Annotated in this window: 23 protein-coding genes and 1 pseudogene; 16 read left to right on the top strand and 8 right to left on the bottom strand. The window is 42.7% G+C overall.

Annotation, left to right across the window (positions count from 1 at the left end):
- Positions 1 to 101: 101 nt before the first annotated feature.
- The 3 genes and pseudogenes from FPZ44_RS27105 to FPZ44_RS10270 form a co-directional block, all read right to left on the bottom strand.
- Positions 102 to 320, bottom strand: coding sequence for a helix-turn-helix domain-containing protein (locus FPZ44_RS27105; RefSeq protein WP_418789175.1), 219 nt, complete (start codon positions 318 to 320; stop codon positions 102 to 104).
- Between the two features lie 294 nt (positions 321 to 614).
- Positions 615 to 1,076: pseudogene (locus FPZ44_RS27100) on the bottom strand (response regulator); the annotation flags it as partial.
- Positions 1,077 to 1,114: 38 nt separating this feature from the next.
- Positions 1,115 to 2,764, bottom strand: coding sequence for an ATP-binding protein (locus FPZ44_RS10270; protein WP_144989867.1), 1,650 nt, complete (start codon positions 2,762 to 2,764; stop codon positions 1,115 to 1,117).
- Positions 2,765 to 2,848: 84 nt separating this feature from the next.
- Here FPZ44_RS10270 and FPZ44_RS10265 point away from each other — a divergent pair, with 84 nt between their 5' ends.
- Together FPZ44_RS10265 and FPZ44_RS10260 are read left to right on the top strand one after the other, a co-directional pair.
- Entirely contained in the window at positions 2,849 to 3,913 is a 1,065-nt protein-coding gene (locus FPZ44_RS10265) for a DctP family TRAP transporter solute-binding subunit (protein WP_144989865.1), read from the top strand.
- Positions 3,914 to 4,072: 159 nt separating this feature from the next.
- Positions 4,073 to 5,365 (top strand): dicarboxylate/amino acid:cation symporter, encoded by a 1,293-nt coding sequence (locus FPZ44_RS10260; protein ID WP_144989863.1) that lies wholly within the window; start codon positions 4,073 to 4,075, stop codon positions 5,363 to 5,365.
- 96 nt (positions 5,366 to 5,461) lie between these two features.
- Here FPZ44_RS10260 and FPZ44_RS10255 read toward each other — a convergent pair whose 3' ends face one another.
- The gene (locus FPZ44_RS10255) at positions 5,462 to 6,847 is read right to left on the bottom strand and encodes an SMI1/KNR4 family protein (RefSeq protein WP_144989861.1); all 1,386 of its coding nucleotides are present in this window, start codon (positions 6,845 to 6,847) and stop codon (positions 5,462 to 5,464) included.
- Between the two features lie 40 nt (positions 6,848 to 6,887).
- The gene (locus tag FPZ44_RS10250) at positions 6,888 to 7,442 is read right to left on the bottom strand and encodes an SMI1/KNR4 family protein (protein WP_144989859.1); all 555 of its coding nucleotides are present in this window, start codon (positions 7,440 to 7,442) and stop codon (positions 6,888 to 6,890) included.
- 158 nt (positions 7,443 to 7,600) lie between these two features.
- Between FPZ44_RS10250 and FPZ44_RS10245 the strand changes: the two genes are divergently transcribed.
- The 5 genes from FPZ44_RS10245 (at position 7,601) to FPZ44_RS10225 (ending at position 13,298) form a co-directional block, all read left to right on the top strand.
- Positions 7,601 to 8,146, top strand: a complete 546-nt coding sequence (locus tag FPZ44_RS10245; protein ID WP_144989857.1) for a GNAT family N-acetyltransferase — start codon at positions 7,601 to 7,603, stop codon at positions 8,144 to 8,146.
- 772 nt (positions 8,147 to 8,918) lie between these two features.
- A complete protein-coding gene (locus tag FPZ44_RS10240) occupies positions 8,919 to 9,896 on the top strand; it encodes a hypothetical protein (RefSeq protein ID WP_144989856.1) in 978 nt (325 codons plus the stop codon).
- A gap of 272 nt (positions 9,897 to 10,168) precedes the next feature.
- On the top strand, positions 10,169 to 10,912 hold the full coding sequence (locus tag FPZ44_RS10235; protein WP_144989854.1) for a hypothetical protein: 744 nt from the start codon (positions 10,169 to 10,171) through the stop codon (positions 10,910 to 10,912).
- A gap of 137 nt (positions 10,913 to 11,049) precedes the next feature.
- Positions 11,050 to 11,460 (top strand): BlaI/MecI/CopY family transcriptional regulator, encoded by a 411-nt coding sequence (locus FPZ44_RS10230; protein ID WP_144989852.1) that lies wholly within the window; start codon positions 11,050 to 11,052, stop codon positions 11,458 to 11,460.
- Positions 11,460 to 13,298: a M56 family metallopeptidase gene (locus tag FPZ44_RS10225; RefSeq protein ID WP_144989839.1), complete on the top strand. Its 1,839-nt coding sequence runs from the start codon at positions 11,460 to 11,462 to the stop codon at positions 13,296 to 13,298. Before FPZ44_RS10230 ends, FPZ44_RS10225 begins: the two co-directional genes overlap by 1 nt.
- Positions 13,299 to 13,490: 192 nt before the next feature.
- Here FPZ44_RS10225 and FPZ44_RS10220 read toward each other — a convergent pair whose 3' ends face one another.
- Together FPZ44_RS10220 and FPZ44_RS10215 are read right to left on the bottom strand one after the other, a co-directional pair.
- Positions 13,491 to 14,570 (bottom strand): DUF418 domain-containing protein, encoded by a 1,080-nt coding sequence (locus FPZ44_RS10220; protein ID WP_144989837.1) that lies wholly within the window; start codon positions 14,568 to 14,570, stop codon positions 13,491 to 13,493.
- Positions 14,570 to 15,346: a helix-turn-helix domain-containing protein gene (locus FPZ44_RS10215; protein WP_144989835.1), complete on the bottom strand. Its 777-nt coding sequence runs from the start codon at positions 15,344 to 15,346 to the stop codon at positions 14,570 to 14,572. Before FPZ44_RS10215 ends, FPZ44_RS10220 begins: the two co-directional genes overlap by 1 nt.
- 224 nt (positions 15,347 to 15,570) lie before the next feature.
- Here FPZ44_RS10215 and FPZ44_RS10210 point away from each other — a divergent pair, with 224 nt between their 5' ends.
- The gene (locus tag FPZ44_RS10210) at positions 15,571 to 16,329 is read left to right on the top strand and encodes a GNAT family N-acetyltransferase (protein ID WP_261378281.1); all 759 of its coding nucleotides are present in this window, start codon (positions 15,571 to 15,573) and stop codon (positions 16,327 to 16,329) included.
- Between the two features lie 87 nt (positions 16,330 to 16,416).
- Here FPZ44_RS10210 and FPZ44_RS10205 read toward each other — a convergent pair whose 3' ends face one another.
- Complete coding sequence (locus FPZ44_RS10205) at positions 16,417 to 16,977, bottom strand: NAD(P)H oxidoreductase (protein ID WP_144989833.1); 561 nt, start codon at positions 16,975 to 16,977, stop codon at positions 16,417 to 16,419.
- Positions 16,978 to 17,353: 376 nt separating this feature from the next.
- Between FPZ44_RS10205 and FPZ44_RS10200 the strand changes: the two genes are divergently transcribed.
- From FPZ44_RS10200 to FPZ44_RS10165, 8 genes are all read left to right on the top strand, one after another.
- The gene (locus FPZ44_RS10200; RefSeq protein WP_186785987.1) at positions 17,354 to 18,256 is read left to right on the top strand and encodes a copper amine oxidase N-terminal domain-containing protein; all 903 of its coding nucleotides are present in this window, start codon (positions 17,354 to 17,356) and stop codon (positions 18,254 to 18,256) included.
- Positions 18,257 to 18,604: 348 nt separating this feature from the next.
- A complete protein-coding gene (locus tag FPZ44_RS10195) occupies positions 18,605 to 19,663 on the top strand; it encodes a hypothetical protein (RefSeq protein ID WP_144989829.1) in 1,059 nt (352 codons plus the stop codon).
- A 190-nt stretch (positions 19,664 to 19,853) separates the two neighbouring features.
- Complete coding sequence (locus FPZ44_RS10190; protein ID WP_144989827.1) at positions 19,854 to 21,416, top strand: sigma-70 family RNA polymerase sigma factor; 1,563 nt, start codon at positions 19,854 to 19,856, stop codon at positions 21,414 to 21,416.
- Positions 21,417 to 21,553: 137 nt separating this feature from the next.
- On the top strand, positions 21,554 to 21,931 hold the full coding sequence (locus FPZ44_RS10185; RefSeq protein ID WP_144989825.1) for a collagen-like protein: 378 nt from the start codon (positions 21,554 to 21,556) through the stop codon (positions 21,929 to 21,931).
- 340 nt (positions 21,932 to 22,271) lie between these two features.
- Entirely contained in the window at positions 22,272 to 22,802 is a 531-nt protein-coding gene (locus FPZ44_RS10180; protein ID WP_144989823.1) for a GNAT family N-acetyltransferase, read from the top strand.
- Positions 22,803 to 22,905: 103 nt separating this feature from the next.
- Positions 22,906 to 24,393: an aminotransferase-like domain-containing protein gene (locus FPZ44_RS10175; RefSeq protein ID WP_144989821.1), complete on the top strand. Its 1,488-nt coding sequence runs from the start codon at positions 22,906 to 22,908 to the stop codon at positions 24,391 to 24,393.
- Between the two features lie 67 nt (positions 24,394 to 24,460).
- Complete coding sequence (locus tag FPZ44_RS10170; RefSeq protein ID WP_144989819.1) at positions 24,461 to 25,399, top strand: D-alanine--D-alanine ligase; 939 nt, start codon at positions 24,461 to 24,463, stop codon at positions 25,397 to 25,399.
- Positions 25,392 to 26,576 (top strand): aminotransferase class I/II-fold pyridoxal phosphate-dependent enzyme, encoded by a 1,185-nt coding sequence (locus FPZ44_RS10165; protein WP_144989816.1) that lies wholly within the window; start codon positions 25,392 to 25,394, stop codon positions 26,574 to 26,576. The genes FPZ44_RS10170 and FPZ44_RS10165 overlap by 8 nt, the downstream gene beginning before the upstream one ends.
- Positions 26,577 to 26,797 lie beyond the last annotated feature (221 nt).

Genomic DNA, 26,797 nt, shown 5'->3' with positions numbered 1-26,797 from the left:
CTATAGAACCTCATAGAACTATGAAGAAGAGCCTGCTTCAAATGTGGGCTCTTCTCTTTTATACACAAGCACACGATTATCTGCAAATATAGTAGCAAAATCTAAGCACGAGCGTGCGGTTCGGTATGCGAAATAAGTCCGTAACGATTAACAGGCCTTCCGACATTACCATAACGTATGTCAAGGCGAACACTGCCCGATTGAACCAAGTAGTCTAAATAACGGCGGGCCGTTACCCGCGCTAGGCCAACGCCGTCCGCTACTTCCTCGGCCGTCAAACATGATCGCTGCTGAAGCAGCAATTGTACAATTTGCCGCATCGTATTCGATTGCAAGCCTTTCGGCAGCGCAGATGCTGCACCTAATGCAAGAGCGGAAGTCATGTCCATGGCGGTGTCGACAGATGAACTGGTTGTTTCACCTGTAGAGCAACTTGCTGGAGTTGGAGCCACCGTCGATATTTTCGTAGAAGCTTTTCCTAGATCGCCACCACCACTGGCAGCTTGCAAATAGTTGGCAGTACTTGCTTCAACAAATGTTGGGTTCGAGTCTGGCGCCGCCAATCCAGCTTCATGATTGTGTCCCACAGACATGCTGGATGAGCTTTGTGAAGGTGAAGGCGTGCTGCGCAAAATAACATCCAGCTCGTCCTGTGTTACATGGCGCTCTTCATTCAGTGCCTGCCGATACGCTCGATATTGCTCCAGTGCTGCCGCTATTCGCTCGAATTTAAACGGCTTTATAATATAGTCGAAGACACCTTTTTGCATAGTCTGCTTCACAGTAGGTAAGTCTTTAGCTGCTGTCACGACGATGACATCGACATGAAGTGCCTCCGCCCGTATTTGCCGCAGCGTTTCGGCACCATCCTGCACAGGCATGAACATATCAAGAAATACGAGATCCGGCTTCAGCTCCCGTGCCAATTTCAAACCCTCCATACCGTTGCCAGCTATCCCTTTAACATGAAACCCAGTCACATTTTCGATAAACTGCCGATTCACTTCTTGGACCATCGGATCATCTTCAATTAATAAGACGCGGTACCCATTTGCTTGAGCTTGCTTCGCATCCATCCCATTTGACTCCTTTCACATGTACATCGTTTAGACAGCTATATATGGTCGTGAATTGCAGATAATGATGCCATTTCTTGCATAGGGAAGGTGATAATCATCGTTGTTCCATTGCCAAGAGACGTGTGGCAGATGAGCTCTCCACATCCTTTTTCAATGATGTTGCCAATTAAGTACAGACCGATGCCGCGCCCGTCGGCAGCCTTGGTGGAAAAGCCATTCTCCAGCATATGCTGCTGTGTAATTTCGTCCATTCCATTCGCATTGTCCTCAACCATAATTGACAGAACCTCATCATCTTGCTCAATGCTAATTACAATTTCTTTGTCTTCACGATCTGAGATCTCCAACGCATCGAAAGCGTTTTCAATTAAGTTTCCGAGCAGTAACACGAAGTCGTGCCGATCTAACTTCGGTGGAAAATGCGTCAATCCGCTGCGCTTGTCTAATTCTACGTGAATACCGAGTTCTTGACCACGTGAAACTTTACTGAACAGCAGCCCGCCAATCCCTTCATCTGAGAAGCGCTCTTTGACAAAGGAGAGCAATTCTTCCTGTCGTTCAGACACCTCAAATAAATAATCGAGCGCTTGCTCATAATGTTCCAATTGAATAAGGCCTGCTATGGTATGCAGCTTGTTCATATATTCATGATTTTGAACACGCAGTGCATCTACAAATGCTTTAACACCTGTTAGTTCTTCAGCCATGTGTGCTAACTCAGTTCGGTCTTGGAAAATGGCGATCGCTCCGACGGTTTGCCCCTGAACGGTAATCGGAATACGATTGCTCCATATAACCGCATTGCGCACAATTAGCTCTCGATTATATATCGGCTGCTGCAGTGTCAAAATTTCTGGCAGTCGCGTATCCGGAATCACATCGCGAATTGGCAGCCCAACGGGATTGCCTTCAATATCAAAAATTTGCTTCGCGCGCTCATTAAAAATCGTAATGCGTTCCTTGTTATCTACCGCAATAACGCCTTCGTGCATCGCTTGAAAAGCAGCTGTGCGCTCTAATAAGATGCGCGCAATTTCTTGCGGCTCCAAATTGTACATTTGCCGCTTAATATTTCGGGACAGCTGCCATGCTCCGAGCAATCCGAATAAGAGCGCGAGCATTAGCGTTGCCGCAATGGGCCCACGCTGATCCCAAATCATTTGGCCAATGCTTGGCAGCAGCATGCCAGCCATAACAACACCTACTTGATGATGCTGCTCATTCATAATCGGTACATAAGCACGCAGCGCGGAGCCTACTTCGCCTTTTACTTTAGATAAGTATGAATGCTCCGCGAACGCGGGCTCCACATCTTTATCCGCGATCGGCTTGCCGATCCGATCGGTAATTGGATGCGAATAGCGAATTCGCTCCATATTGAGCACGACGATATAGGATACATCATTGATAACTCGAATATTTTCGGTTTCGTAGGCGATGTCTTGAGCATTTGCTACGGGAAGTTGTACCTGCTCGCGAATATGCGGCTGTTCAGCTACGGTCCGTGCCGTCGTCATTAATCGGCGTCCGAGCTCATCCTCGGTCATGCGTGTCATAATGCCAAGAACAATGATTCCGCCTATTAAGAGCGAGAACGATGTTAAGCCAAATGCAAGCAGCGCAATTTTACCGTACACGGGCAAATTGCGGATATGGCGCAAGTGGCGAATGCTGATTTGAGGCATGACTAGTTTCGCTCCCTACCATTTACGTCGTGATACCATTGTGAAATAATGGGTGAAAAGAATCAACAGGAAAGGAGCAAATAAATGAAATCTTTCATCAGCATTGGATTATTTGTTCTTGTTGGTCTCATTACCGCGATTTTGATCGGGTTTCCGCCAAATATGTCGAAACCGTTGCCCTTTGATGCGGAACAAACAGGGCTAAAAGATCGCATCGTCATCAAATTCAGCCACGTTGTTGCTGAGAACACGCCCAAAGGACTGGCGGCTGAACGCTTTGCTAAGCTCGTGCGCGAGCGATTGAGTGATCGCGTCGAAGTGCAAGTGTACCCGAATGGCATCTTATATTCGGATAAACATGAATTGGACGCCCTTAGCCGGGGAGACATCCAAATGGTTGCACCGTCGTTTTCGAATCTAACGAATGCATTTCCCAGTTGGGGAGTTTTAGACTTGCCGTTCGCTTTTCCTAGTCAGCAAGCGGTAGATGAAGCGCTTCAAGGCGAAATTGGTGAGCAGTTGCTTGCTGAATTGACTGATGCAAACATGGCGGGTATATCCTTCTGGCATAACGGATTCAAGCAGATGACGAGTGCGCAGAGACCGTTAATTCACCCATCCGATTTCACGGGTCAGACGTTTCGTATTTTACCGAGCAAAGTAGTGGAGGAGCAGTTTCATGCACTAGGCGCACAAACTGCTATGATGCCCTTCACGGAAGTGTATCGAAGTGTAGTGAATGGGGATGTCGAGGGGCAGGAAAATACAATTTCGAACATATATAGTAAGCGTATTTATCAGGTGCAGCGGTATATGACAATTAGTAACCACGGTTATTTAGGCTATACCGTTATCGTCAATCAGTCATTCTGGGAGGGGCTGCCGGCTGATATTCGCAGCGAACTGGAGCAGATATTAGCAGAGACAGCACAATGGAATCGAGGACTTGCACAGCAACTGAATCATGAACAGCTCGACGAAATTAAGAAGAGCGGGATAGTGAATATTCATCAGCTTAGTGCCGAGGAAAGAGATGAGTGGATAAAGGCGTTAGCGCAAGTTTACATACAAATGGAGCAAGAGATCGGAGCACCATTACTCGCGCAAATTAAGGAACTTGGACAAAAATATGACGCTTATCGTTACTAGCAATTAAAATCATATAACCGTTAGTCAGCATAAAGAAGCGTAAGACCAAAAAGACCAATATGACCATATTATTGAATGGAACCGCTTTCTTTTCTACAATGAGGACACAATTTCACAATCCCTTCACATTGTAGACCTTGACAAGAAAGGATGTTCCCAATGAGAATCAATTTTAAAAACTTAACAGTACAAGTTGTAATCGCAATTATTCTCGGTATTTTGGTCGGTCATTTCTTCCCAGCCTTCGGCGAGAAGCTTAAGGTGCTCGGAGATGTCTTTATTAAGCTGATTAAGATGGTTATTGCACCAATTGTCTTGTTCACGGTTGTAAATGGTATCGCCAGCATGGGGGATATGAAGAAGGTTGGCCGCATCGGGGGTAAAGCGCTGCTTTATTTCGAAATCGTTACGACAATTGCGTTGGCGATCGGACTTATCGTGGTCAACGTTATCAAGCCAGGTGAAGGTTTCGATACGGCAGCTGTGCAAGGTGACGTAAGTACGTATGTGCAAAAGGCAGAGGAAGGTAATCAGACCATGATGGAATTCGTCGTTTCTATCGTGCCTGAAAATGTAGTAGGAGCTTTGGCAAAAGGGGACTTGCTGCCGATCTTGTTCTTCGCGGTATTGTTCGGCTTGGCATTAACAGCGATGGGCGAGAAAGCAAAGCCAGTCATCGACTTATTTGAACGGCTTTCACACGCGTTTTTCAATGTTGTAAATATGATTATGAAAGTGTCTCCTATAGCTGCATTTGGTGCAATGGCGTACACGATTGGCAAGTTCGGTATTGGCTCCTTAACTAAGCTAGGTTTGTTGATGACTTGCGTGTACATCACAATGTTTTTGTTTGTCGTATTTGTTTTGGGTGGTATAGCACGACTGTACGGCTTCCGTCTTTTCAAATTTATTCGCTACATCAAAGATGAAGTATTACTCGTACTCGGTACATCTTCCTCCGAGTCGGCACTGCCTCGCATGATGGATAAACTGGAGAAGTATGGTTGTTCGAAGTCCGTTGTCGGTCTAGTTATTCCAACCGGATATTCTTTTAACTTGGACGGGACATCCATTTACTTGTCCATGGCTGCAATCTTTATTGCACAAGCGTACGGTGTTGATCTCACTGTATGGGAGCAGCTCGTGTTGCTCGGCATTTTGATGCTGACGTCTAAAGGTGCAGCGGGTGTAACGGGTTCAGGGTTTATTACACTTGCAGCAACGCTTGCAGCGTTCCCGACGATCCCAATTGCGGGTCTAGCAATCTTGATTGGTGTAGATCGCTTTATGTCAGAAGCACGTTCGATTACGAACTTAATCGGAAATGGTGTAGCTACGGTTGTAGTCGCGAAAATGGAAAAAGAATTTCATCCACCTGCGGAATATGCAGCCGATAGTGATTTTAGAAATCACGCTACTATCGCCAAAACCCCAATAACGGAAGCGAAATAGGCGACATATTGCCCCCCCATTACCACGTTGCAGTGGAATGGGGGTCTTTTGACGAAGTAAGAGGAACAATCCTTTAACTAGCCCTTAACTTCTAAATTAAATTTCTCTAATTCTATTAATTAATTCAAGCGTGAATTGATCCGCTAATCGCAAGCGTCCATCTTCCTGTAGGATCCGGCCTTCATTTATACGATGTTCCAGCCATTCAGTAATCCATGCTGGAGCGTAACCGCCTTGACCAAATTCGCCGCCGAAGGCGATCATTTTATCATACATATTCAAGTACTGCTCGCGATTCGTGTTTGGATGAGACTTTGTATATAGCCAAAACTGCACATCATACATCAGATACGATAATTCATCAGCATGAAAGGAAAAATGGCCTTTTTCTTCAACAACTTTTGTACAGACAGCGCGAATTTTCATTTCAACCTGGTCAACCTCTGTTACTTGAGAGCAAAGCTCCTCCAATAAGGGCGAAAATTTTCCGTGGGCTATTTTATAAAGATCCTCTGCCTTATCCTCCTCAGAAGTATCATATTCCTCTTCGCTCACAAGTCCGCTAATAAAGGTCTCAAAGTTTTCAGCCAGGAACGTAATTTCATAATCGTTCTCTTGATCGACGTGAATTACTTCTGGTTCGCCATCTCTCCCGCATGCTCGGTAGTCTAACATCACGACGTCATGTCCTGCCGAAGGACAGTCGCATATGACTACGCCTATGTCGGGATACCCCCATTCCTCGATCATAAACGGACTGCCAAACTCCCCACAAAGGGAATAGCTTTTCTCACGGCCAATACCCATGATACCTGTAATTGCAATATGATCCTCAGCCCAGGAAGTGGGTTCCTCTGTTGGGAAGGAGGTATTTTTCGGGATACCTCCATTCTGTTGCTTCATCAACGCGATGTAAGAGGAGGGGAGCTTATATCCAAGCTCTTCCTCGATCGAGACGATCATTTCATCAGTCGGCGGCTCGGAAAGATAAGATTTCTTCGCATACTCGCTGTCTTCCCAAAAATCATCCAAGGACATGTTTGCGAAAGGAACATAATCACCTGTCGATCGGTTCGATTCCATAGCATTTTTCCTTTTCGCGGCAATCCGAAGCTCTTGTCTATGCTGTTTTTCGGCTTTTTGCAAACTCAAGGTTAACAAGTATTCGATATTCGGATCGCCGGGTTCTAGCATGTCAGCGGTACGCAGTACCTGAGACGCATCTTCATATTTTTTCAGATGAAATAGCGCAAAACCTACCCGATAATGCCAGAGTGGATCTTGTTGGCCTTGTTCAGCTATTTTTTCAAAATGGTGGAGTGCCTCTTCATAAAGCCCTAGATTGTTATAGGCTCTTCCTAGTCGGATGAGCGCCTCATAGTCCCATTCATCCTTGGGGATGGCTAGCAGTGTGTCCACGATATACTGATGTTTGTCATCCTCATGCCATAAGTTTAATTGTTCAATAAGGGATTGGTTCATTTCTTCCTCCAGTCTGTTATATGAGACTTGTCTTTCTATCTTAGCCATAACGTATATCTTCAGCCGAAATAGTACCTTGGCACAGCTCTATAAATGTCTCGGCTATGTGTACTGCATCTTCGTATCCTAAATTTCCTGAGTGCGAGACGAGAATAGGATACTCATCTTGATCCTTGTTGCTTCTCATGTCCCATGCATAATGATGGCCGCATCCATCCATGGCGAATGGTACGGCTCCAGGCATATATTCGGGAAATTCATAGGCAAGCATCATAGCTCTGAACTCAGCTGTGCTAAAAAATTGAAAATACCGTTCACCATTGCCGAATTCACCGCCGTTGGAATAACGAAGCAATTCTACGTAGGTAGCTGGTAAGCGTTTATTCGGGATGATCCATTTTGCTGGATCAAACGGCTGGTATTGCTTATGTAAAGGGTCTGACACAGGGAAGGGATTGCGCTGTCTTTCCACGATCTCCTTGATTTCATGCTCGGATAGAGGTCGATGCCAATCATTTATCAACATATCTAACTCTTGTTCTGTCGCTTCAGGACACTTTTCGTAACACACTTCGAAAACAGCTTTCCAATTCATGTTACTGCTCCTCCTTTGGCTTACTACAAAAATATGTACAAAATTCTATATCATTTTAACGTAAAGTGATTGACGATTAAATCCCACTATTATACTATAGCAAGAATACTTTTTTATCGGCGCTGAAAAAATGTGTAACATATAGAGGAGAAAGAGCTATGTACAATGAAAAGAAAAGAACAATCACAACTGAGAGATTGCTGATAAGACCGTTTGAATTATCGGATGCACAACGTGTCTCAGAGCTATGCAATAATTATAATGTTTACAAAAGTACATTGACGCTGCCTTATCCCTATCCGATAGAGAGTGCGAGAATATGGATTCAAACGCATGAAGAAAATTTTAATAATAATCGATATTATGAATTTGCCATTACGGATAAACATACACACGAGCTTTATGGAGCAATAGGCCTGTCAAACCACCCAATACATAGAAATGGTGAGTTTGGGTACTGGATCGGTGAGGAATATTGGGGCAGGGGATATGCAACAGAAGCCACCAAAGCGCTTATTTCATTTGCCTTTTCAGAAAAACATTATCACAAAGTATACGCGAGATTCTTTGCTTCCAATCCTGCCTCTGGACGTGTAATGCAGAAAGTTGGCATGGTGGAGGAAGGTAGACTCGTACATCATGTTTATAAGGAAAATAAATATGAGGACCTCATTCATTATGGAATCTTGAATACTGGAGTCTGAAAATGAAAACGGTAGAGGTAGACAATCAAACAACTTAGTTATACGATTATCGTATGGAAAATAAATATCTTTGTTGTGCGACATGCCAAAACTTTAGAGTCATCAAAAAAATTGGAGCTAGAGTTACATACAAATGCGAAAGACTAGGGTATGAAACCCATCCAAAATATCAATTTAATTGCTGGCAGCCCAAACCTGCTATCATAAGCAAATGCCAAAAAAATTAGATCATGATCCTCAGTAACTAAATTTAACGCAAAGAAAAGCCCTCATTCCCTGAGGGCTTTTCTTTGCAGCCACATTCAACAGCACTATTAATTGCTCGAATTTTCTCTCCAAAGCCTTGATTATTGATGATAGCATGATGAGCTGTCATGTTCCTGCACCAGTGGGGGGGAACCAGCATTAAAAACCCCATAACAATCGTCAGCATAAATGAAATCTTACTCATTTTTCCGCAAGATCTACTAGACTTTCAATAGAATTGGGGGTATATTAATCCCGAGCGAAATGATAATTCACAAAAATAGCCCCGAAGTAAATTTTTTCTGCAAAACTCCCTCAAATAAACTGCGAAAGATGAGGTGAATACGAGGAACAACCAACTTTCCTGAAGCACAGCACTCAACATGTTATTTATGAATTGGAAACATTCAGAACGTATTTTTATCTTTGAAAAGTGGCCAAGCTCTATTTTGCTATGCCTAGAGTAGGTTTGAAAGCTTATTCAAATTGTATTAACCACATAAAATGAATAATGGAGGTAACATGTATGAAAAGTATGTTGACCTTGAAACCTAGAAAGCCTCTCATCCTCTTTGTTGTTTTTCTCCTCTGTACTACGGTAATGATACCACTTACAGCCAGTGCGGCTTATTTCAACACTTACACCACAGTTGCAACACTTGAAAATGCTAATGGAGGTAACTCCGCACAAGGATTTGATGTGGGATCAACTTATGCCTACAGTGTAAAAGTCAGTAATGGCGATCAAAAGCAGGTCATTTACCGGACGAACATGAACACAGGAGCTACAGAGCTCATGAAAAACGGTGATAACGGAACTACCTACAGAACCGATCTGGGCCATGCAAACGATATCGTGCTCAGCACAATTGACGGAACGCATTATATGTTTGTAGCTACTATGAAGGACAGTAGTGCAGGCGTGATGAGCCTCGTAAAACTGAAATATGTTGGAGCAACCTATTACAAAGTTGGCAGCTACACAATCAAAAGGGGTGGCGCAAACGAATCGGTTTCAGGTGTGAAAATACTTAGCAAAGACGCAAATAATATAAACTTTCTATTCAAAAAGGGAGTAAACTTTTATAAGGGTACACTTCCACTGACCGCAAATAGCGGCACTATTAATATTTCCCCTGCCTTTAGCATTAATGTTCAAGGATCATTGGTCAATGGCAGCCCAATACCTGATATCACGTATACACACCAAAGCTTCGCTATTTATAAAAATACTATTTTTGTACCCATAACAAATAAAAACGTCAGCATCGTACTTGTGTATCGTAATGTATCTACTGCATCGGGGACTATAACGTCAGATCCTAATCTGTCATTCCGTATAACATCCGCTGCATACCCTGAGCTTTTTGAGATTGAAGGCGTGGGCGTCGCTCATGGGGATAAACTCTGGTTCAATACGAATCGCAAAAAAACAACGACTGATCTCCTGCATGACGGTGTGCACTATTTCAATGATTTCAATGCTTCTCAATTCATCCAATAGTTTATCGAAATTGCTAATTGGCTTGAGATGGTTAGTGGCGAGGCATCCTTATAACGATTCTACAATCTTTACTCCTCATACACATGTATGGGGAGTTTTTTCGGTTTTGAGGCGTAGGGAATTAATAATACAGATAGGAAAATTACATGCATAAAGTAAAGTAAATTTTTCTAGAAAATAGGTTGACATATTAAAACTACAGTTGTAGTATTGTCATTACAACTACATTTGTAGTTTTAAATTAAACAGATTAAGGAAGGAGAATTTTCAACATGAAAGCAGCATCAAAAGCAGCAATCGCAGTATTTAGTGGAGTCTTATTACTAGGTTCGACCGCTTACTTTACAGCAGAGGTGTCAGCTAATGATGTCACTCAACAAAAGCCTGCCAAAAAAGCATCAAATGCATCTAAGTCGACGAAAGCTATACCTGAAAAGGACAAAGAATTTATCGAAAAAGAAATGAAAAGAGTGAAGGAATTAGCTGAGAAGTCTGGTGATATGTACATTTTGTATCACAAATACAAGCAGCTAAATAGCGGGCTCGATATTAGCTATTGGGGAGGTATTCATCATTACAAAACCTATGAGGAATACTTGAAAAAAGCTTCTACGTTGAAGGGCTCCATTTTGCAGCAACCTGCTAAACTTCCAAAGGGTTATTCGCTTTCTGAAGCAAAAATTGAAGGTCCAACGGAAGGGAAGTTCGTTGCTGATGTGAGAGCCGAAGGTAAAAAAAGTGAAAAGCCTCTTTACATTAAAAAGATAGATTGGAAAGAGGCAGCCACGATTCGTTTAAAATATACAAGTGGAAAAGAGACCATTACATTTTCTAAGTATATGTTAGACGCAGATTCAACGAAGAAAAAAGGGTTTTATGAAGATGAGCTTCCTGCCCATATTTACCCTAAATATATATATTGGCAGGATGATAAATTCGGATACAGTATTTCTACGACCTTTGCTATGCCAAAAAAGCAAAAAATTGAGTTGTTGAAAGCGGCGATTAAAAAATAAGTTCAAATTTGGCTGTATGAGACTACATATACGGGAGTTTACTCTACTAAATAGGTTGACATTACCAAACTACAAATGTAGTATTTAATTATAACTACATACGTAGTCAGAGTAAATTGACGGTGGAGGTTTCATACATGCATCATATACCATCCATTACCGATGCTGAACTAGAAATTATGCGTATCTTGTGGGCAAATCCAGATTTCCTTTCCAGCGAAATTGTGAAGATAATGGCAGAGCGGATGGGTTGGAGCCCAAATACAACCCGAACGCTTCTCAATCGATTGGTGCAAAAGAGCGCTGTAGGTGTGAAAGTTGAAGCCAATGCGACACGGTTTCAACTGTTTTACCCGCTCATAAGTGAACAGGAGTATTTACAATTCGAAACAAGATCATTTGTAAAAAGGCTTTATGGAGGATCATGGAGACCAATGCTGGCCCATTTTTTAGAGGATGAAAAGCTGAATGCCAAAGAAATCGAGGCTCTGAAGTCTTTATTTGACGATAACGACAGTGACAAACAACAAGAAAAGAGAGATACGTGATGAGTCCTTCCATATATGTAAGTCTTTTATCCATTTTCGAGTGGGTCATTCAGACATCTTTCATGGCCAGCATATTAGTTGTCATTGTTCTGATGTTGCAATTTGTAATGAAAAACAAACTTGAGGCAAGATGGCACTATTTACTTTGGATGCCTGTCGTAATTCGTTTGCTGCTCCCTTGGGCGCCAGAGTCTTCGCTTAGTCTGTACAATATGTTTTCACTGGATGGCATAGCGCCTAGTATTCATGAGCAAGTCCAAGACTCAGCTGCTTGGCATAGTTGGAGCAAGGAAGCGAGAGGCATAACGGAAAATCCCGCTCATTCTCAAGGGCTTTCTTATTGGGAAGTGGCGAATGCAATTAAGCAGCCTCATTTATCAGAATTTGAGCCTAAAGATAAGCCATGGTGGAGCACGATCAAACAATGGAGCTTCACGAATATATTCATATTCGTATGGCTTGTAGGTATGCTGCTGTTAACGCTAAAGACGTTGTATGATTACCTTCGCTTAAAGCAAATGCTGCGTGCAAGTCGAGCCATTGAGATGCCTTATTTATCATCTCTGTTTCAAGAAACAAAGCAGCTATTCGATTTTAAACGAAATATTCGCTTTGTCGCATCTGAACAAATACCAGGACCAGCTGTGGTTGGATTACGAAACCCTGTAATCGTTATCGCACCTAGCCTGCTTGCTACCCTACAAAAGGATCAGCTTAGGTATATTCTCGTGCATGAATTTGCACATATTAAGCGCTGGGATGTGGCAGTAAATTGGATCATGCACATTCTTGTTATTGTCCATTGGTTTAATCCTTTATTATGGTTTGCTGTACAAAAGGCTAGGCAGCATCAAGAAATCGCATGCGATGCTTGTGCACTGGATCGACTGAGCCCGAAGCAAAACTATGCATACGGACAAACCATTTTACACGTGTTGGAACATTTTTCGGCAATCCATCATCAGCCGGGGCTTGCCGCCCTGTCCGCTACCCATAAACAAATGAAAAGGAGACTTATCATGATTAAACATTTTCAAAAGAAATCATACAAATTATCCATTTTAGGATTAACGATGCTTCTTGCTCTCGGCAGTGTGTCGCTAGTAAATGCCAAAGAAAGTGAAGCAGTGAAGGCATCTCAAATAGAAATTGCTTACCCAGAAGGGATAGATTCTGCGGAGGAGCGCGCTAGCTATAAGAAAGGAATAGAGGAAGCGCAAAGAAAATACGATGAAGCAGCCAAATCTATACCTGCAGCGGATCTAAAGTTTATTGAAAACGAACAAAACAGAGTGAAGCAATTGCATAAGGAAACAGGCGGCATGTATATTTTGTACCATAAGTACAAGGGCATTAATAACGGGCTCGACTTAAGCTATTGGGGTGGAATCGATCATTACAGCAGTTACGAGGACTACTTGAAAAAGGCTTCTACGCTGGAAGGCTCCATCTTGCTTCAGCCGTCGAATTTACCCAAAGGCTTTACGTTCTCAAAAGCTAGAGTTGAAGGTCCCATTCAAGGGAAGTTCGTCGAGGAAGTAAGGAGCGAAGGCAAGGAGAGCGGCAAACCTCTCTATGTGAAAGAAATTGATTGGAAAGAGGCAGCAACGATTCGTTTGGAGTACACGAACGGCAAAGACACGATTGCGATTTCTAAACATTCTCTAGATTCAGAAACTCTTAAGAAAAAAGGATTTTTTGAGGATGATCTCCCAGCACATATTTACCCAAAATATATGTTCTGGCATGATGATAATTATGAATACAGCGTTTCAGCCACATTTGACATGTCTAAGGAAGACAAGATTAAAATTTTAAAAGAAGCGGTTAAAAAATAAGTTATGGCTTAAGTCATAACTATGGCGAGATGAGCCCATGCAATCTAGGTGATAAGATTGCATGGGTTCTTTTATTTGTTTATCAGAATGAATCTTAAGGCACGGTGATTGGTGTCGTAGCTCACTTATGGGTTACGCTCTCGATAGGCATCCTACATGAAACTGTTGTGTACGATGAGCATAAGCTGCTCGTTAGCATAATTTTCTCATTAGCAGCTCGATAGGGCCTCTTGATATCTGTTTTCTCCACATGTACGAGAAGGCAATGGCCATAACAAAATATAAGCTTCCGTATGCCACAGCAAATGCAAGACTGCCATTTTCCAAATAGCCTATTAGTTGCAGCAGTCCCAATCCGATTACTACATGTCCGTAATAATGAGTGAACGATAACTGACCGGTATAAATAATCGCCTGCGTCAGCGCAAATTTCTCCCATTTATCGACGATATACAGACTGACCGCTATAATTGCCAAAGCCGAACTTATACCAGAAAGAACATACAGCATGGTAGGTGGCATCGGTTTTGTTCCAAACAAATAAAGTGCAGCTTCACTACCCAGTGATGGGGAAGTCCATTTGACCAAAATATAGGACATCGATTCAAAAATAACCGTTCCAAGCAAGGCGTTTAACAAGAGCTTTGATCGGTTTTTATTCGTTATCCAACCCTTTCTACCAATCCACAAACCGATGAGGAAGAAGCATAGCCACGGAAAGAGTGGATGGAATCCGTTAAATAATAGATTGCGAGCGAACCCTTCTAGTGTCCAAAAATCTGTGTATACGGTGAAGTTCGAATTCCACCCTTTACTGTAGTCGAATAGCAGTAAAAATACCTGAGATAATGACAGGATCGTTAAGAACAATACGATGATAAGACGATCTGACACCGTGATCAATACAGCTGCAACAAGCATAAATACCGCGTAGTAATGCAAAATGTCGGCACTCCATTCCATGAACAACAAAAGTACACCAGCAATAAAGAGGAATGCCGCTCTCTTGTATAAGCCCATTCGGGATTGACGAATCAGCTCCCTGCTCATGGAGCTTCGGGCCTTTGAGGTCATTAACGCAACTCCGATGCCAGCTAGTAGGACGAACAATGCAGATGCTCGACCCTCAAATAGACCTGCAATCGATTGTAACCATTTCGGACCGCTATGCTCTGCCTGCATAGCTATTTTATAATTCACGATAATCATTCCGAAGATCGCCAATGCTCTTGCAAAATCAAAGGCAGTGATGCGCGTTTTCGATTGATTCATTAGACTTCAACCTTTCGCTGTTCTATACAAACTTGCAGCTCATAATGAAGCTTTTGTTCGCTAAATAAGGATAAATAAGATTTCTCAGTTAGGAGCAGGGGTCCTGATGTAACAAATGATTGTGATGCTGCATAGGCATATAACTGCTCAATTGCTTGCTCAAGCTCATCATCTGCATTGATTAGAGTTTGCATCGAAAGATAGTTACCTTGAGGCAAAGAATGATCGGCAGGCTCTTTTGTTTCCAAGGACAGGCTAATTGTATTGGAGCCATCATAGATACAATGAAAATCCATTTCGAACAAGTTTGGAATGCGGTTCGCTTGTGCAGCCAAGTGTCTGGCAGTCAGCTGTTCACTGACGTCCATTTTAATCCAAGTTGTAAAATAAGTAGTGTCTCGCCATTTTATTTGAAATTGCTTGGACTTTGTCGTTGCGTCCTGCTGTTCCTGCAGCACCTTTTTGATGAAATGCTGTGTTTCCTTGAGACGTCTAAGCTCTGCTTCTATTTCTTGTAGGGAAGTATGAAATAGATCTCGATATTGATCAGCAGAATAGGAGGTCATACATTCCTTAATCGTTTGAACAGACACGCCCAGTTTACGGAGTAGTAGAATATGTGACAGCTTGTAAACTTCCTCTATTCCGTACATTCTATATTGATTCTCATCGGTGTAAGCGGGTTGAAGAACTCCCTTCTCTTCAAAATAGCGAATTTGGTGTACCGATACGTTCATAAGCTTGGCTAGCTCACTAATTGTAATTTCATTTTGCATAACGTTCACTCCTGATGATCATCTGGAATATCTCAACGATACACCTTAGGTCGGACCTAAGGTCAAGTGTTTGCGAGAAAATGATTTATTAGACCCCTAATAGTGAATAAATGTTGGAATATAAGGACTCTTATGGTGTATTGTCTAATGTAGAGTTACAATTTTCCAAGTAAGTTGAACTCTTCCGTCATAAAATAAGTGTACTATATATGGGAGTGAACATAATGACAATGGAATCCATTCAAGCACATAGCATGCCTTTATTTTCTCAGGCGATAAGCGACTTTTGGTTGTCTCCCTTTATGAAAGGAAACGTTCTCTATAGCGATGAAGTCTTTATGGTAATCATTAATCCTGAACTGAATGAAGACAGTCGAGTTATGGTAGTGGAAACCTTCGATGGGGGAGTTATGGCAGTGTTGACACCTGCTATGGCTACTAAGGCGGGTTTCTTTGAGAAAGAAGAATTGTCAGAGTCAACCTTTCGCCAGAAGTTAAATAAAGCAGGAATCACGCTGCATGGTGCAGACTATCTTTTTTATTTTTCGGAAGCGGAAAAGAAAGTACTGATGCAAGAAAGTCTGGATGGTGTGGTGCGTCCGTTAACAGAGCAGGATGAAGTGAGGTTCTCAGAATTCCAATCCTCCGCCTCGGAACAAGATTTGGATGACGCTTATGTAGAACTGGATCATTGGGCGGTGTTCGGCTCATTTGATCAAAATCGTTTAGTGAGTGCTGCCAGCATGTACCCATGGCAAGCTTCGAAAATGGCAGATCTCGGAGTACTCACTTTGACATCTTATCGAGGAAAAGGTCATGCCCGAAAAGTAGTTCGTTCCATTAGCAAATACGCGTACGAGCAGGGGTACGAACCCCAGTATCGTTGCCAGCTCGACAATCTTACATCTGTATCATTGGCTAAGGCAGCAGGTTTAACGTTGTTTGGAAAGTGGGAGGTCATTTCCCCTAACTCAGCAAACTAAATATGATCCCAAATGAAAAAGGACCGGTTAAGGTCCTTTTCTGATTGTATTAAACAGCTTATTTGTATAATAGAGAAGGTGCTTTAATTATTTGTACTCGAGCCCTAGCTGATAAGCGCGATCCAGCAAACTTTCAATATGTTGCTTGGATTCTGAAAGGGTATCGTGCAACAGCTCAACCTTGGATTCCTTCACTCGAGCGTAGCCGGAAACCAACACATTAAGATAATGCGTAAGTATTTCTTCCCGCTTATATTTCAACATATGGGCTTGATCTCCTCCGGTAAGGCAGATCCATAGCACCTTTTTCTCACCCATTTTTCCAAAGAGTCCCATGTTCCATATTTTGTCCAAATACGCTTTAAGCATCGAAGGTACGCTGTACTGCCATAACGGGAATACGTAAATAAGTGTGTCTGCTGCTGCAATTCGGTCCATTTCCTTTCGAACCTCAGGAGAATAAATTTTGTCAGGACTCATCCAATCTTTCTCATCATTAACGGTATAAATAGGATCGAAGCCATCGTGGTCTAAGTGCAACAAATCGATTTCGTGATTGTTTTGTTTCAGACCTTCGACAAAACGATCCATCACTGCATACGTAAGGGAATCTTTGCGAGGGTGAGTGACGGTAACAAGAGCTTTCATAGGTTAACAACCTTCCTTTGCATCATATTACCGGCGGATTTTTATGATTGATTGTATGAAGCGGTATTCATTGGCCGGTTATAGATGCTATTGTGCGGGATATTGGATTTATTGTGAAGTACGTACTTAAAAGTGCTGTAGGCACTTCTAGGTGCTATAGGTACTTTAAAGTTCTATAAGGTTATATTTATATATCCAAAATCTACTTTGGGGTGCATTGTGACTCGATTATAGTCAAGAAGGGTTGCCAGTCTCAGCAAGATTGTATACAGGAAGCGGATATTCTTTGTGACATTCCTAATGCATAGAAACTTTCATGAACGATGATGCGTCTATATATATAAATACATATAAAACACTAACCCGGAGGTACGTTATGAAGAAAAGATTTCTAGCTATTATGGCAGCAGCGCTTGTCTCGGGAACGATTTCAACGGGAGGGGCTGTACAAGCATCTGGTGCACAACCTTCTCCACAAGTTTTTATCGACAGTACTTGGCAAAACGATATTTTGACCCTAGAAGGCCGAACGCTGGTGCAATTGGTTGCGTTTAATGATCCTACGTGGGCTAACTATTCTTATGATAAACAGAAAAAGACGATAAATATTACGAATAAAGCTAAGTCAATAGACATCCAGCTTACTGCTGGTAAGAAAGAGGCCCTAGTCAATGGAAGTAAAAAAACATTGGATGTTCCTGTAACGATCCGTAATGGTCGCACTTATGTACCACTTCGTTTTCTGTCTGAACAACTAGGGGCTAGCGTTTATTACCATAAGCCGAGCAAAAATACGATCGTTCAAACACCTTCCCGCATGAAGCAACTCGAAACGTTAGTGAACGGGAACTTGGCTGATGCTCGAAAGATCGCGACTTCGTTACCCGTTTTTCGTGAGAAGGGCGCCTTAGAATCGACTGGTGAAGGGTTCACCATCCGTTATATTTTCCCAGAGGGTGAGTCTCTGCGCTTCATCAGAGAGCATAAAGGTCTTAGAGAATATATTGAAATCAGTGAACATGGATTTTCTGAAGTAGAATGGGCGGAAGATATTTACGATTCGTCAGACACTAAAAAACGTGAGTGGGGTACGAAGCCTGCTGCGTTTGGAAATGCTGTTTACTTTACAGATATTGTAATGATGGACACTACCGAATTCGGCAAAATTGACAGCTCTGGTGCCGAGACGCAGCTTGGACGGATTGATAGGTCACAACCTGAAAATAAAAATAAGATTATCGTCTCTATTGAAGGTGAAAAACGAAAGGATGCCAAGTAAATATCGGACAACCAAAAGTCGATTTCCTTTACAAGGAATCGACTTTTTTATATTTTCGCTTTCATTTTGTATCACGACAAATGTAATAATAGTGTATCTTGAAGTCTCCTTGAGTAGGTAATTTTCCTACGAGGGGGAAAATTTTCGCAAGTTAATATAATCATATAGACGAAAGTATAAATTTATCGTTATATAATAACACGGTACTGATCATGCAGCTAAGCCTGCCATTTTTATCGTCTTAGCAAAATCGTTGTACAAATTCGTAGAGAAAATTTAAAACTGCTGTAAATATAATCGCTAACATACTTATAGCTTTAATTGGACTTATCAAAAGGGGAGAAACCTATGAATGTTGTACAGCTTCCGGTGTTTAATCCACCACTTAAAGGGTTTTTACGGTGGGCCTATACGCTTTCAATTACGAGTGGTCATGAAGAATCGATGCCTTGGTATTACAGCAATTTTATTCAATGGTCCTGCACAAGCAAAATTCTAGATGGCGATAGGCAATTCTATGTCGATTTTTTCAGGGGGAAGCCCAACGAGCTCAATTTTAATAACCCATTTCTACTCACATGCTCCGTCAATTATTCGATTTTGGACAGTTTAGCAGTGGACGCTTGGCCCAAATTTTTCGCGGATCAAATCCGCAACGGCTATTACTGTGTCGTGTTTTTAGACGAATCTAAGCTCTCGACAGCGGCCTGCTATCAAAAGCATCATTTCCCTCATCATCTTTTTATATATGGTTTCGATTGGGACCAACGTATCTTTTATGTCTCCATGTTCGATAATAAAGAAGTTTACCGCAATTTACAAATCTCGTTCCAAGAGTTTCAGGATGCTATCCACTCCATGCGACATCTTCTCAAGGAAAAGTATACAGATGATCACCATACGTATTTTTACAAATACGAGCCGCATTTTCCTTATCCTTTTGATACAACATCTGTGATCGATCAACTTCAAGATTATTTAGACGGAGAGACCCATTTAAACCGAATCAATTACATTTATGACAATGAACAAGCGTTCGGAATTAAAGTATACGATTATTTGCAAATGTACTTTGATGCCGCTGAGAAAAACGATCCTCGGCTCAAAGACCGAAACGATTTGAGGAACCTTCATGTAATTTGGGAGCACAAAAAAATGATGAGTGATCGGATCGGATACATGGTAGAAAAGGGGATCATCCCGTACGACGAAGAGCTTGTGGAGGGATGTAAGGATATAGCGAAAAGAGCAATGAAGCTGCGGGATCAATACATTCGTCACAAAATTCGCGAAGACAAAAAAATGTTCGAAATGGTGAAGATTCGGCTCGACCAATTTAAAAATGAAGAATTAGTTCTATTGCAAAAACTAATTAACATGCTTGATAAAAAATTAGTCGTCATCTGATTGACGATGTACAGTAAACAGCCCGAACCATTTCAGGCTGTTTTTTATCTTTGTTATGCCTGCTCAGTATTCCAATATTACTATCATTAATCACGTAGATGTGGAAAAATAATAAGTAGCACGTGGTAACCTTTTAAATCATTAACAGCACTTTACTTATAGATACACCGTTAAAGGAGGTTCGTAAAAAGTGCTTCAGTGGATGGAAGAGGCCAAGCGAGGCAATGTGGAAGCCTATGACGAATTGGTTAAGCATTACAGCGGTATGGCTGTAGCTGTCGCTTATGAAAAATTACACGATCTCCATTTGGCAGAAGATGCGGTTCAAGAAGCATTCGTTGAAGCCTTCGCCAATCTGCAAAAGCTCCAGGATCCCAGACGTTTTCCGGGGTGGTTCAAAGTAATCGTAGAGCGCCAGTGTTATCGCTATTTGCGACGCAAGTCATTTCAAACGTCTCCGCTTCATGAGCTTGAGCTGCCAAGCGATAATCAGGGAAGCCTGGAGACGATTATCGAGAGAAGAGAGTTATTCCAGACTCTTCATGCAACTGTTGCACAACTGCCGTCACATTTGCGTATTGCGGTACAGCTTTATTATTTTCAAGGCTACAGCATCCGGGAAATATCAGAGACGTTGGAGATATCCTCGACAGCATTGAAGAAGAGACTCTTTGATGCGCGGAAGAAGCTAAAAAGCACTTTGCATGTAGCCGATTTTGTTTCGGTATTTACTGATTTGTATGAAGGAGGCACACGAATGCTTCATATTGTTAATGGAGATGTAGTAGCAGATAAGCTGCGCAAGGGAAATATTCAAGGGGAGATATTAGTATGGCGAGAGCTCTATCCGTTCGGCCCGGTATTTAAAGAAATGGACGCGTTCACTAACAGAGAGCTGCGGGCGAAGTACCTAGAGCGCACACTTGGGATCCCGGAGTCCGAATATATCCGGATCGGCAAAGAGCAGGAGCAGAAGCTTCACCAATTTCACAATTATGATGAAGTCGTGCTTTGGTTTGAGCATGATCTTTTCGATCAGACCATGCTAAGTTATTTGCTCAATTGGTTTAACGGAAGGCCGCTCGGCAATACAAAACTTAATTTGCTGTGCATCGGATCTTATCCGGGAATCCAACTATTTCGTGGATTAGGCCAGCTGAGCACAGAGCAGCTTGAAACGTTATCCGGAACATGGACTCCTATTGGAACTGCTGAGTTAGAACTGGGCAGTAAAGCATGGGAGGCATACGCAGCGGAAGATCCTAATAACATGATGGAGCTGCTAGTACAGGACACTTCGGCTCTGCCTTTTCTACACCATGCTTTCGAGGCACACTTGGCACGTCTGCCTTCGGTGTTGAATGGTCTAGGAATCATTGAGCAGGTTACATTGGAAACGATAGCAAGTGGAATTCACACACCTATTGAGGTGTTTCAACATGTCGGTGACCGGCTTCATGAGCTTGGGATGGGCGATCTGGAGTTTTGGTACCTACTAAACTCACTTATTGAAGTATCGAATCCCTTGTTGGAAGTTAAGAAGGGGATTGTGCCGTTTGCTGATTTGAAGCAGTCTTCGCTGCCGTTTCGAGAAAGTGTGCTGCAGGTAACGGCACTGGGACAGGACATGCTAGATGGGAAAACAGAATATGCAGAAATAGAGCAGTTGGATAGGTGGGTAGGCGGCATTCATTTGCAAGGGACTCCGTCTTGGCGCTGGGATTCGAAACTGAAGATTGTGGTAGAAGCATAGAACTGGTGAATTACATAAGTACAGCCAATAAGAAAGCCTCAATTTACAAAGTTAACTGTGCGTAGGTATTCGTCCAATCGGATGCATTCACTCCAACATACATTGTTTTAGCCTATCTTTAAAAGGAGTGAAATCAAATGGCATTTGTACCATTGCCAGGACCAGGTCCATCTGGACCGTTAATGCCTCCACCAGGCCCGCCACCAGGTCTAGGACCTGGACCGTCATTCCCACCACCTGGACCAGGACCTGGACCCGGAGGCGGAGGACATCAGGGACCAACGGCGCCACCTCCACCATTTGTCCCTCAAATGTCTCCCTTGGCTGTTGACCCCGGAGCTATTTCTAGATGTTTGTTTCGGAATACGTATGTTTGGCTGAGAAATGGAGATAGCTTCTGGTTCTTTCCAACCTTTGTAGGACGAACTTCAGTGTCAGGATTTAGATTTTTCCGTGGAAGGTGGATGTTTTTCGGCGTTGACTTGAGGCAAATTGTTTCATTTACTTGTTTTTAACTTCATCTCATCATATATTCAAAAAGGCTGCCTTTATATGAAGGGCAGCCTTTTATTATTAGGGGCGTGCTAACTAGATAGGATGTTACTTATAAACCTGAATCCCTGCTACTAGAAGGGTTCACCTATATGAAAACTTACAATAAAAAAATATCGATTCCTATTAAAAAATAGAATTGTCCTGGAACTCAAACAAAAACCACATTTTGGATGAAAAAATGTAGCTAAAGCCTTTCGTATCCTGTACAATGAAACTATCTTTATACATGAAGGGACTGAACTATGCGCAGATGGTCAATATTCCAACACCAACTATTTTAATATAAGGGAGGTGAAAATATTGATTGTAGAGTTATATACAGATCGCTTGCATTTGAGAAAAATGAAAGTATCCGATTCGTCTAGTTTATTTAGCATTTGGTCTGATCCGGATGTCACCAAATTTATGAATGTCACTTCCTTTACGGATGAAGATCAGGCTAAGGATATGATTAAACTACTGGATGAACTTTCTCAGAATAACAAAGCCATTCGTTTCTCTATCATTGAGATGGAGTCGAATGAAATTATAGGTTCATGTGGTTTCAACTACTTAGATTTTGAGCATGCAAAAGCAGAAATCGGCTATGATATTGCTAAAGCATATTGGGGAAAAGGATACGCTTCCGAAGCTGTCCGCTCGTTGCTAGATTACGGCTTCTCAGATCTACAACTGAATCGAATTGAAGCCAAAGTAGAACTAGACAACGTGAGCTCCATAAAACTTCTTCAAAAGTTAAACTTTACGTTTGAGGGAACACTCAGACAATATGAAAGAGTAAATGGAAGATTTAACGATCTCCACATGTATTCCAAATTAATATCCGATTGATAGGACGAAGGCAGTAGAACCACCGTAGGATGAAAAATCCAATGCGGTGGTTCTTTTTTTCTCTCGCTTCGTATGCCATCATTGTAGATGGGGGCGATGAAGGATGTTCCAAGATTTTAAAGTCGTTCGTGACCGTCCGGTCTCGATACAAGTGAAAGAATACGTCAAACGTTTAATTATAAAAGGGGCATATCAATCCGATCAGAAGCTGCCCGCTACAAGAGAAATGAGCGATTTGCTAAAGGTGAGCCGCAACACAGTCATTGCAGCCTATGAAGGTCTAGAAGATGACGGATTTACATATACGATTCCCGGCAAAGGCAGTTATGTGGCTGCAATGGTACGTCATTCGAATGCAGATAACGAAGCAACTGCCAGTAATCCTACCTGGCAGATCGACTGGAAAGCACGAATAAACGAGTACGCAGCATCGGCTGTGGAGCTGGATTTGATGAAACAGGGGATTCGCGCCCAAAAGGGTACGATCTCATTTACAAGCATTGCTCCAGATGAGCAGTTGTTTGACTTGGGTGATGTACGGCGAGCCTTTATGGATCGAATGGCCATCGAAGGGCAGGTACTGCTCAATTACGGCTATGCGAAAGGCTACAAGCCGCTGATCGATTATTTGATGCGATACATGGAGAATAAAGGTGTCGATATAACCGGCAAGGATATGCTGATTACAAATGGATTTACGGAGGGTTTTGATATTGTTCTGTCTGCACTACGTCCTTCGGGGCGCCAAGGTAGAGCCATTTGTGAAAATCCAACCCATCATACAGCGATCAAAAATTTGAAGCTGCAAGGATTTGAGATTACAGGTATTCCGATGGAGCGTGACGGTATTGATGTGGAGCAGCTGGAATCCGTATTGAAACAGCAGTCAGCCAGCTTTGATCTAGCTTATTTGACTCCTTCTTATCATAATCCTACAGGCGTCGTGATGTCGCCGGCGAAGCGCAGCGCCGTAATGAAATTAATGAGGCGCTATCAGATTCCCGTAATTGAGGATGGATTCAATGAGGAGCTGCGTTATTCGGGAGCGCATGTTGCGCCTTTAATCGCGACAGCAGGGCAAGGGAACGGAGTCATCTATATTGGCAGTCACTCTAAGGTGCTGTTTCCTGGCTTGCGTGTAGGGTGGGTACTTGGAGATAGGGCGCTCATCGATCATTTAGAAAGTATAAAGCGCGCTCGTACCATTCATACCTCAACATTCGATCAGGCTATATTGTATCAATATTTGCTCAATGGAAATTTCGATAAATATGTAAAAAAAGCGCGCATGGAATATAAGCGTAAATACGAGCTGACGAAGGCATGCTGTGAAGCCTATCTCCCTGAAGCACAGCTATCTGGTGACGGGGGATTACATTTGTTTCTTACTTTCCCGCCCAGCGTAAATACACGTCAATTGCTAGAAGCTTGCACAGAACAAGGCGTTATTTTTACACCAGGAGATAAATTTTTTATTCAAGAAGGTGAAGGAACGAATACATTGCGGCTGGGGTTCTCGCGAGTGTCAGATGAAGATATTAAGCAAGGTATTCAAATCATCGGCGAACAGGTACGAAGACTTTTAAAGTAATTACGATAATTAAGATCATTAATTAAACGGTTTAGAAACACGTACAATAAAAAAACGAGGTGTCATCATGAGAATCGGCGTCATTATGGGTGGTATTTCTTCTGAGCGTGAGGTTTCTTTACAGACAGGTCAAGAGATGATTAAGCATTTGGATCGCAATCGATACGAGGTTATTGCAATCGTGATCGATCAGCGAGCAGATTTAATCGGTCAAGTGCAGCAGGCTGGCATCGATCTCGCACTATTAGCGCTGCATGGTCAATATGGAGAAGATGGCACGGTTCAGGGAGCACTAGATATACTGGGCGTTCCTTATACAGGCAGCGGTGTTCTAGCAAGCAGCTTATGTATGAATAAGCAGTTGTCAAAAATGCTGCTGAAGGCAGGAGGCGTAAACACTCCTGCAGGTCTGTGCTGGCAGGGGATGGACGATTATAATCCGCAAGCTGTGGCAGCACTGGATTTCCCTGTTATCGCAAAGCCTAACATGGGAGGGTCCAGCATTGGCATCCAGCTTGTGCATAATGAGCAGGAGCTGTTGCCAGCTGTTCAGGAGGCTAGTCGTTTGGACCAAGCGATCTTAATTGAGCCATACATTAGAGGAACGGAGCTTACCTGCTCGATCGTGGATGGCGAGGTATTCCCGATTATTGGTATTCGTTCCGTACATTCGGAGTGGTTCGACTATAAAGCGAAATATGAGACTGGTGGTGCTGAGGAAACAGTGATTCAGCTTCCTCCTCATGTTGAGCAGCGAGTACGCGATGCGGCGCTAGCCAGTTATCGGATGCTGCAGTGTAAAGTATATGCCAGGGTCGATATGATTTTGTATCAAGATATACCGTACGTACTGGAGGTCAATACGTTACCTGGAATGACCGCCAACAGCCTGCTTCCGAAGAGCGCAGCTGCAGCTGGTTTGAGCTTTACTCAGCTGCTGGATCGTATTATTTCTAGCTCGCTTCATGAACGGAAACAGGAATGGGAGATGGTGCAGTATGTATAGGGAAGAGGGATCAGAGCGTTTTTTATCCTCGCGCGTACGAGATATTCGTCCATCAGGAATTCGCGCATTTTTCGATCTAAATACAGCAGGCGGAGATACCATTGCACTAGGTATCGGAGAGCCAGATTTCATTACACCAGAAAGGGTACGCGAAGCATGTATTCAAGCTTTGCATGAAGGGCAGACGAAATACACTTCAAATGCTGGTTTGATGGAGCTGCGGGAGGAAATCTCAACTTATCTCTCCAACAGCTTTGAACTATGCTACGATCCAGTACAGGAGATTATGGTAACGGTAGGGAGTAGTGAGGCCGTTGATTTAGCACTGCGAGCAGTAATTAATTCCGGTGATGAGGTACTGATTCCCGCGCCTAGCTATATCGCTTATGAGCCGATTTCCCACTTACATGGCGGTAAAGTTGTAGAGGTGCCCACTACTGTAAAAGAGCAATTTAAACTAACCACTCAAGCACTGAGCAGGGTGATTACGCCTCGTTCGAAGGTTTTGATGATTAATTATCCGTGTAATCCGACCGGAAATGTCATGACTGAGCAAGACTGGCTGCCGATAACAGAGCTTATAATCAAGCATAATCTGGTGGTTATATCGGACGAAGTTTATGCCGAATTGACTTATGGAAAAAAGCATGCTAGTATCGCATCGCTGCCAGGCATGAAGGAGCGGACGATTGTTATCAGTGGTTTTTCCAAAGCGTTCGCAATGACAGGCTGGCGGGTAGGTTATGCTTGCGGACCAAGTGAGTTGATAGCTGCTATGCTAAAAATCCACCAGTATACAGCGATGAGCGCTCCTACCATTTCCCAAATTGCTGCACTCGAATCATTGCGTCATGGCTTAGCAGCTAAAGATGAGATGATGGCGAGTTACAATGAACGTCGCAAGCTGTTTGTAGCTGGATTGAATACAATTGGACTAACTTGCCACGTGCCAGAGGGGGCATTCTATGCCTTTCCTTCCATAGCTTCAACAGGCATGTCATCTGAGCAGTTTGCTCTTCGGCTACTAGAGGAAGCGAAGGTGGCGGTCGTTCCAGGACATGTATTTGGTTCGGGAGGAGAGGGCTTTATTCGCTGCTCCTATGCAACATCGCTCGTTGATTTGGAAAGAGCGTTGGAACGGATGGGGAAATTTATGCGAGTCATGCAAGCTGTGTGATGAATACGAGAATTATTCCTGTGACATTTAAAATTCAAAATTATATTGAATTTTTTATATAACCTTATCCGAAACGAAAGCAGGCGATCTTTGTCTAATGATCGCCTGCAAACAGATTAACTTGTTCCAAAAGTTTATTTTTTAGAACGTAAACTGATGTCACATAAATTGATGTAGGAATTATACTATATAAACAAATGTTAATACCCGTGGTAGCCATC

It is taken from the genome of Paenibacillus agilis, from assembly GCF_007786455.1.
Classification (GTDB): Bacteria; Bacillota; Bacilli; order Paenibacillales; family Paenibacillaceae; genus Paenibacillus_B; species Paenibacillus_B agilis.
The sequence above is the reverse complement of the archived record's forward strand: the minus strand, read 5'-3'. Positions and strand labels throughout refer to the sequence as shown.

What these genes read in the sequence shown, in the direction of transcription:
- FPZ44_RS10185 (WP_144989825.1), top strand. Translation starts at nt 21,554, where the DNA reads ATGGCATTTGTACCATTGCCAGGACCAGGTCCATCTGGACCGTTAATG.
- FPZ44_RS10225 (WP_144989839.1), top strand. Translation starts at nt 11,460, where the DNA reads ATGAGTCCTTCCATATATGTAAGTCTTTTATCCATTTTCGAGTGGGTC.
- FPZ44_RS10235 (WP_144989854.1), top strand. Translation starts at nt 10,169, where the DNA reads ATGAAAGCAGCATCAAAAGCAGCAATCGCAGTATTTAGTGGAGTCTTA.
- FPZ44_RS10165 (WP_144989816.1), top strand. Translation starts at nt 25,392, where the DNA reads ATGTATAGGGAAGAGGGATCAGAGCGTTTTTTATCCTCGCGCGTACGA.
- FPZ44_RS10260 (WP_144989863.1), top strand. Translation starts at nt 4,073, where the DNA reads ATGAGAATCAATTTTAAAAACTTAACAGTACAAGTTGTAATCGCAATT.
- FPZ44_RS10195 (WP_144989829.1), top strand. Translation starts at nt 18,605, where the DNA reads ATGAATGTTGTACAGCTTCCGGTGTTTAATCCACCACTTAAAGGGTTT.
- FPZ44_RS10175 (WP_144989821.1), top strand. Translation starts at nt 22,906, where the DNA reads ATGTTCCAAGATTTTAAAGTCGTTCGTGACCGTCCGGTCTCGATACAA.
- FPZ44_RS10170 (WP_144989819.1), top strand. Translation starts at nt 24,461, where the DNA reads ATGAGAATCGGCGTCATTATGGGTGGTATTTCTTCTGAGCGTGAGGTT.
- FPZ44_RS10265 (WP_144989865.1), top strand. Translation starts at nt 2,849, where the DNA reads ATGAAATCTTTCATCAGCATTGGATTATTTGTTCTTGTTGGTCTCATT.
- FPZ44_RS10270 (WP_144989867.1), bottom strand. Translation starts at nt 2,764, where the DNA reads ATGCCTCAAATCAGCATTCGCCACTTGCGCCATATCCGCAATTTGCCC.
- FPZ44_RS27105 (WP_418789175.1), bottom strand. Translation starts at nt 320, where the DNA reads ATGCGGCAAATTGTACAATTGCTGCTTCAGCAGCGATCATGTTTGACG.
- FPZ44_RS10215 (WP_144989835.1), bottom strand. Translation starts at nt 15,346, where the DNA reads ATGCAAAATGAAATTACAATTAGTGAGCTAGCCAAGCTTATGAACGTA.
- FPZ44_RS10210 (WP_261378281.1), top strand. Translation starts at nt 15,571, where the DNA reads ATGACAATGGAATCCATTCAAGCACATAGCATGCCTTTATTTTCTCAG.
- FPZ44_RS10250 (WP_144989859.1), bottom strand. Translation starts at nt 7,442, where the DNA reads ATGAATTGGAAAGCTGTTTTCGAAGTGTGTTACGAAAAGTGTCCTGAA.
- FPZ44_RS10245 (WP_144989857.1), top strand. Translation starts at nt 7,601, where the DNA reads ATGTACAATGAAAAGAAAAGAACAATCACAACTGAGAGATTGCTGATA.
- FPZ44_RS10200 (WP_186785987.1), top strand. Translation starts at nt 17,354, where the DNA reads ATGAAGAAAAGATTTCTAGCTATTATGGCAGCAGCGCTTGTCTCGGGA.
- FPZ44_RS10230 (WP_144989852.1), top strand. Translation starts at nt 11,050, where the DNA reads ATGCATCATATACCATCCATTACCGATGCTGAACTAGAAATTATGCGT.
- FPZ44_RS10205 (WP_144989833.1), bottom strand. Translation starts at nt 16,977, where the DNA reads ATGAAAGCTCTTGTTACCGTCACTCACCCTCGCAAAGATTCCCTTACG.
- FPZ44_RS10220 (WP_144989837.1), bottom strand. Translation starts at nt 14,570, where the DNA reads ATGAATCAATCGAAAACGCGCATCACTGCCTTTGATTTTGCAAGAGCA.
- FPZ44_RS10255 (WP_144989861.1), bottom strand. Translation starts at nt 6,847, where the DNA reads ATGAACCAATCCCTTATTGAACAATTAAACTTATGGCATGAGGATGAC.
- FPZ44_RS10240 (WP_144989856.1), top strand. Translation starts at nt 8,919, where the DNA reads ATGAAAAGTATGTTGACCTTGAAACCTAGAAAGCCTCTCATCCTCTTT.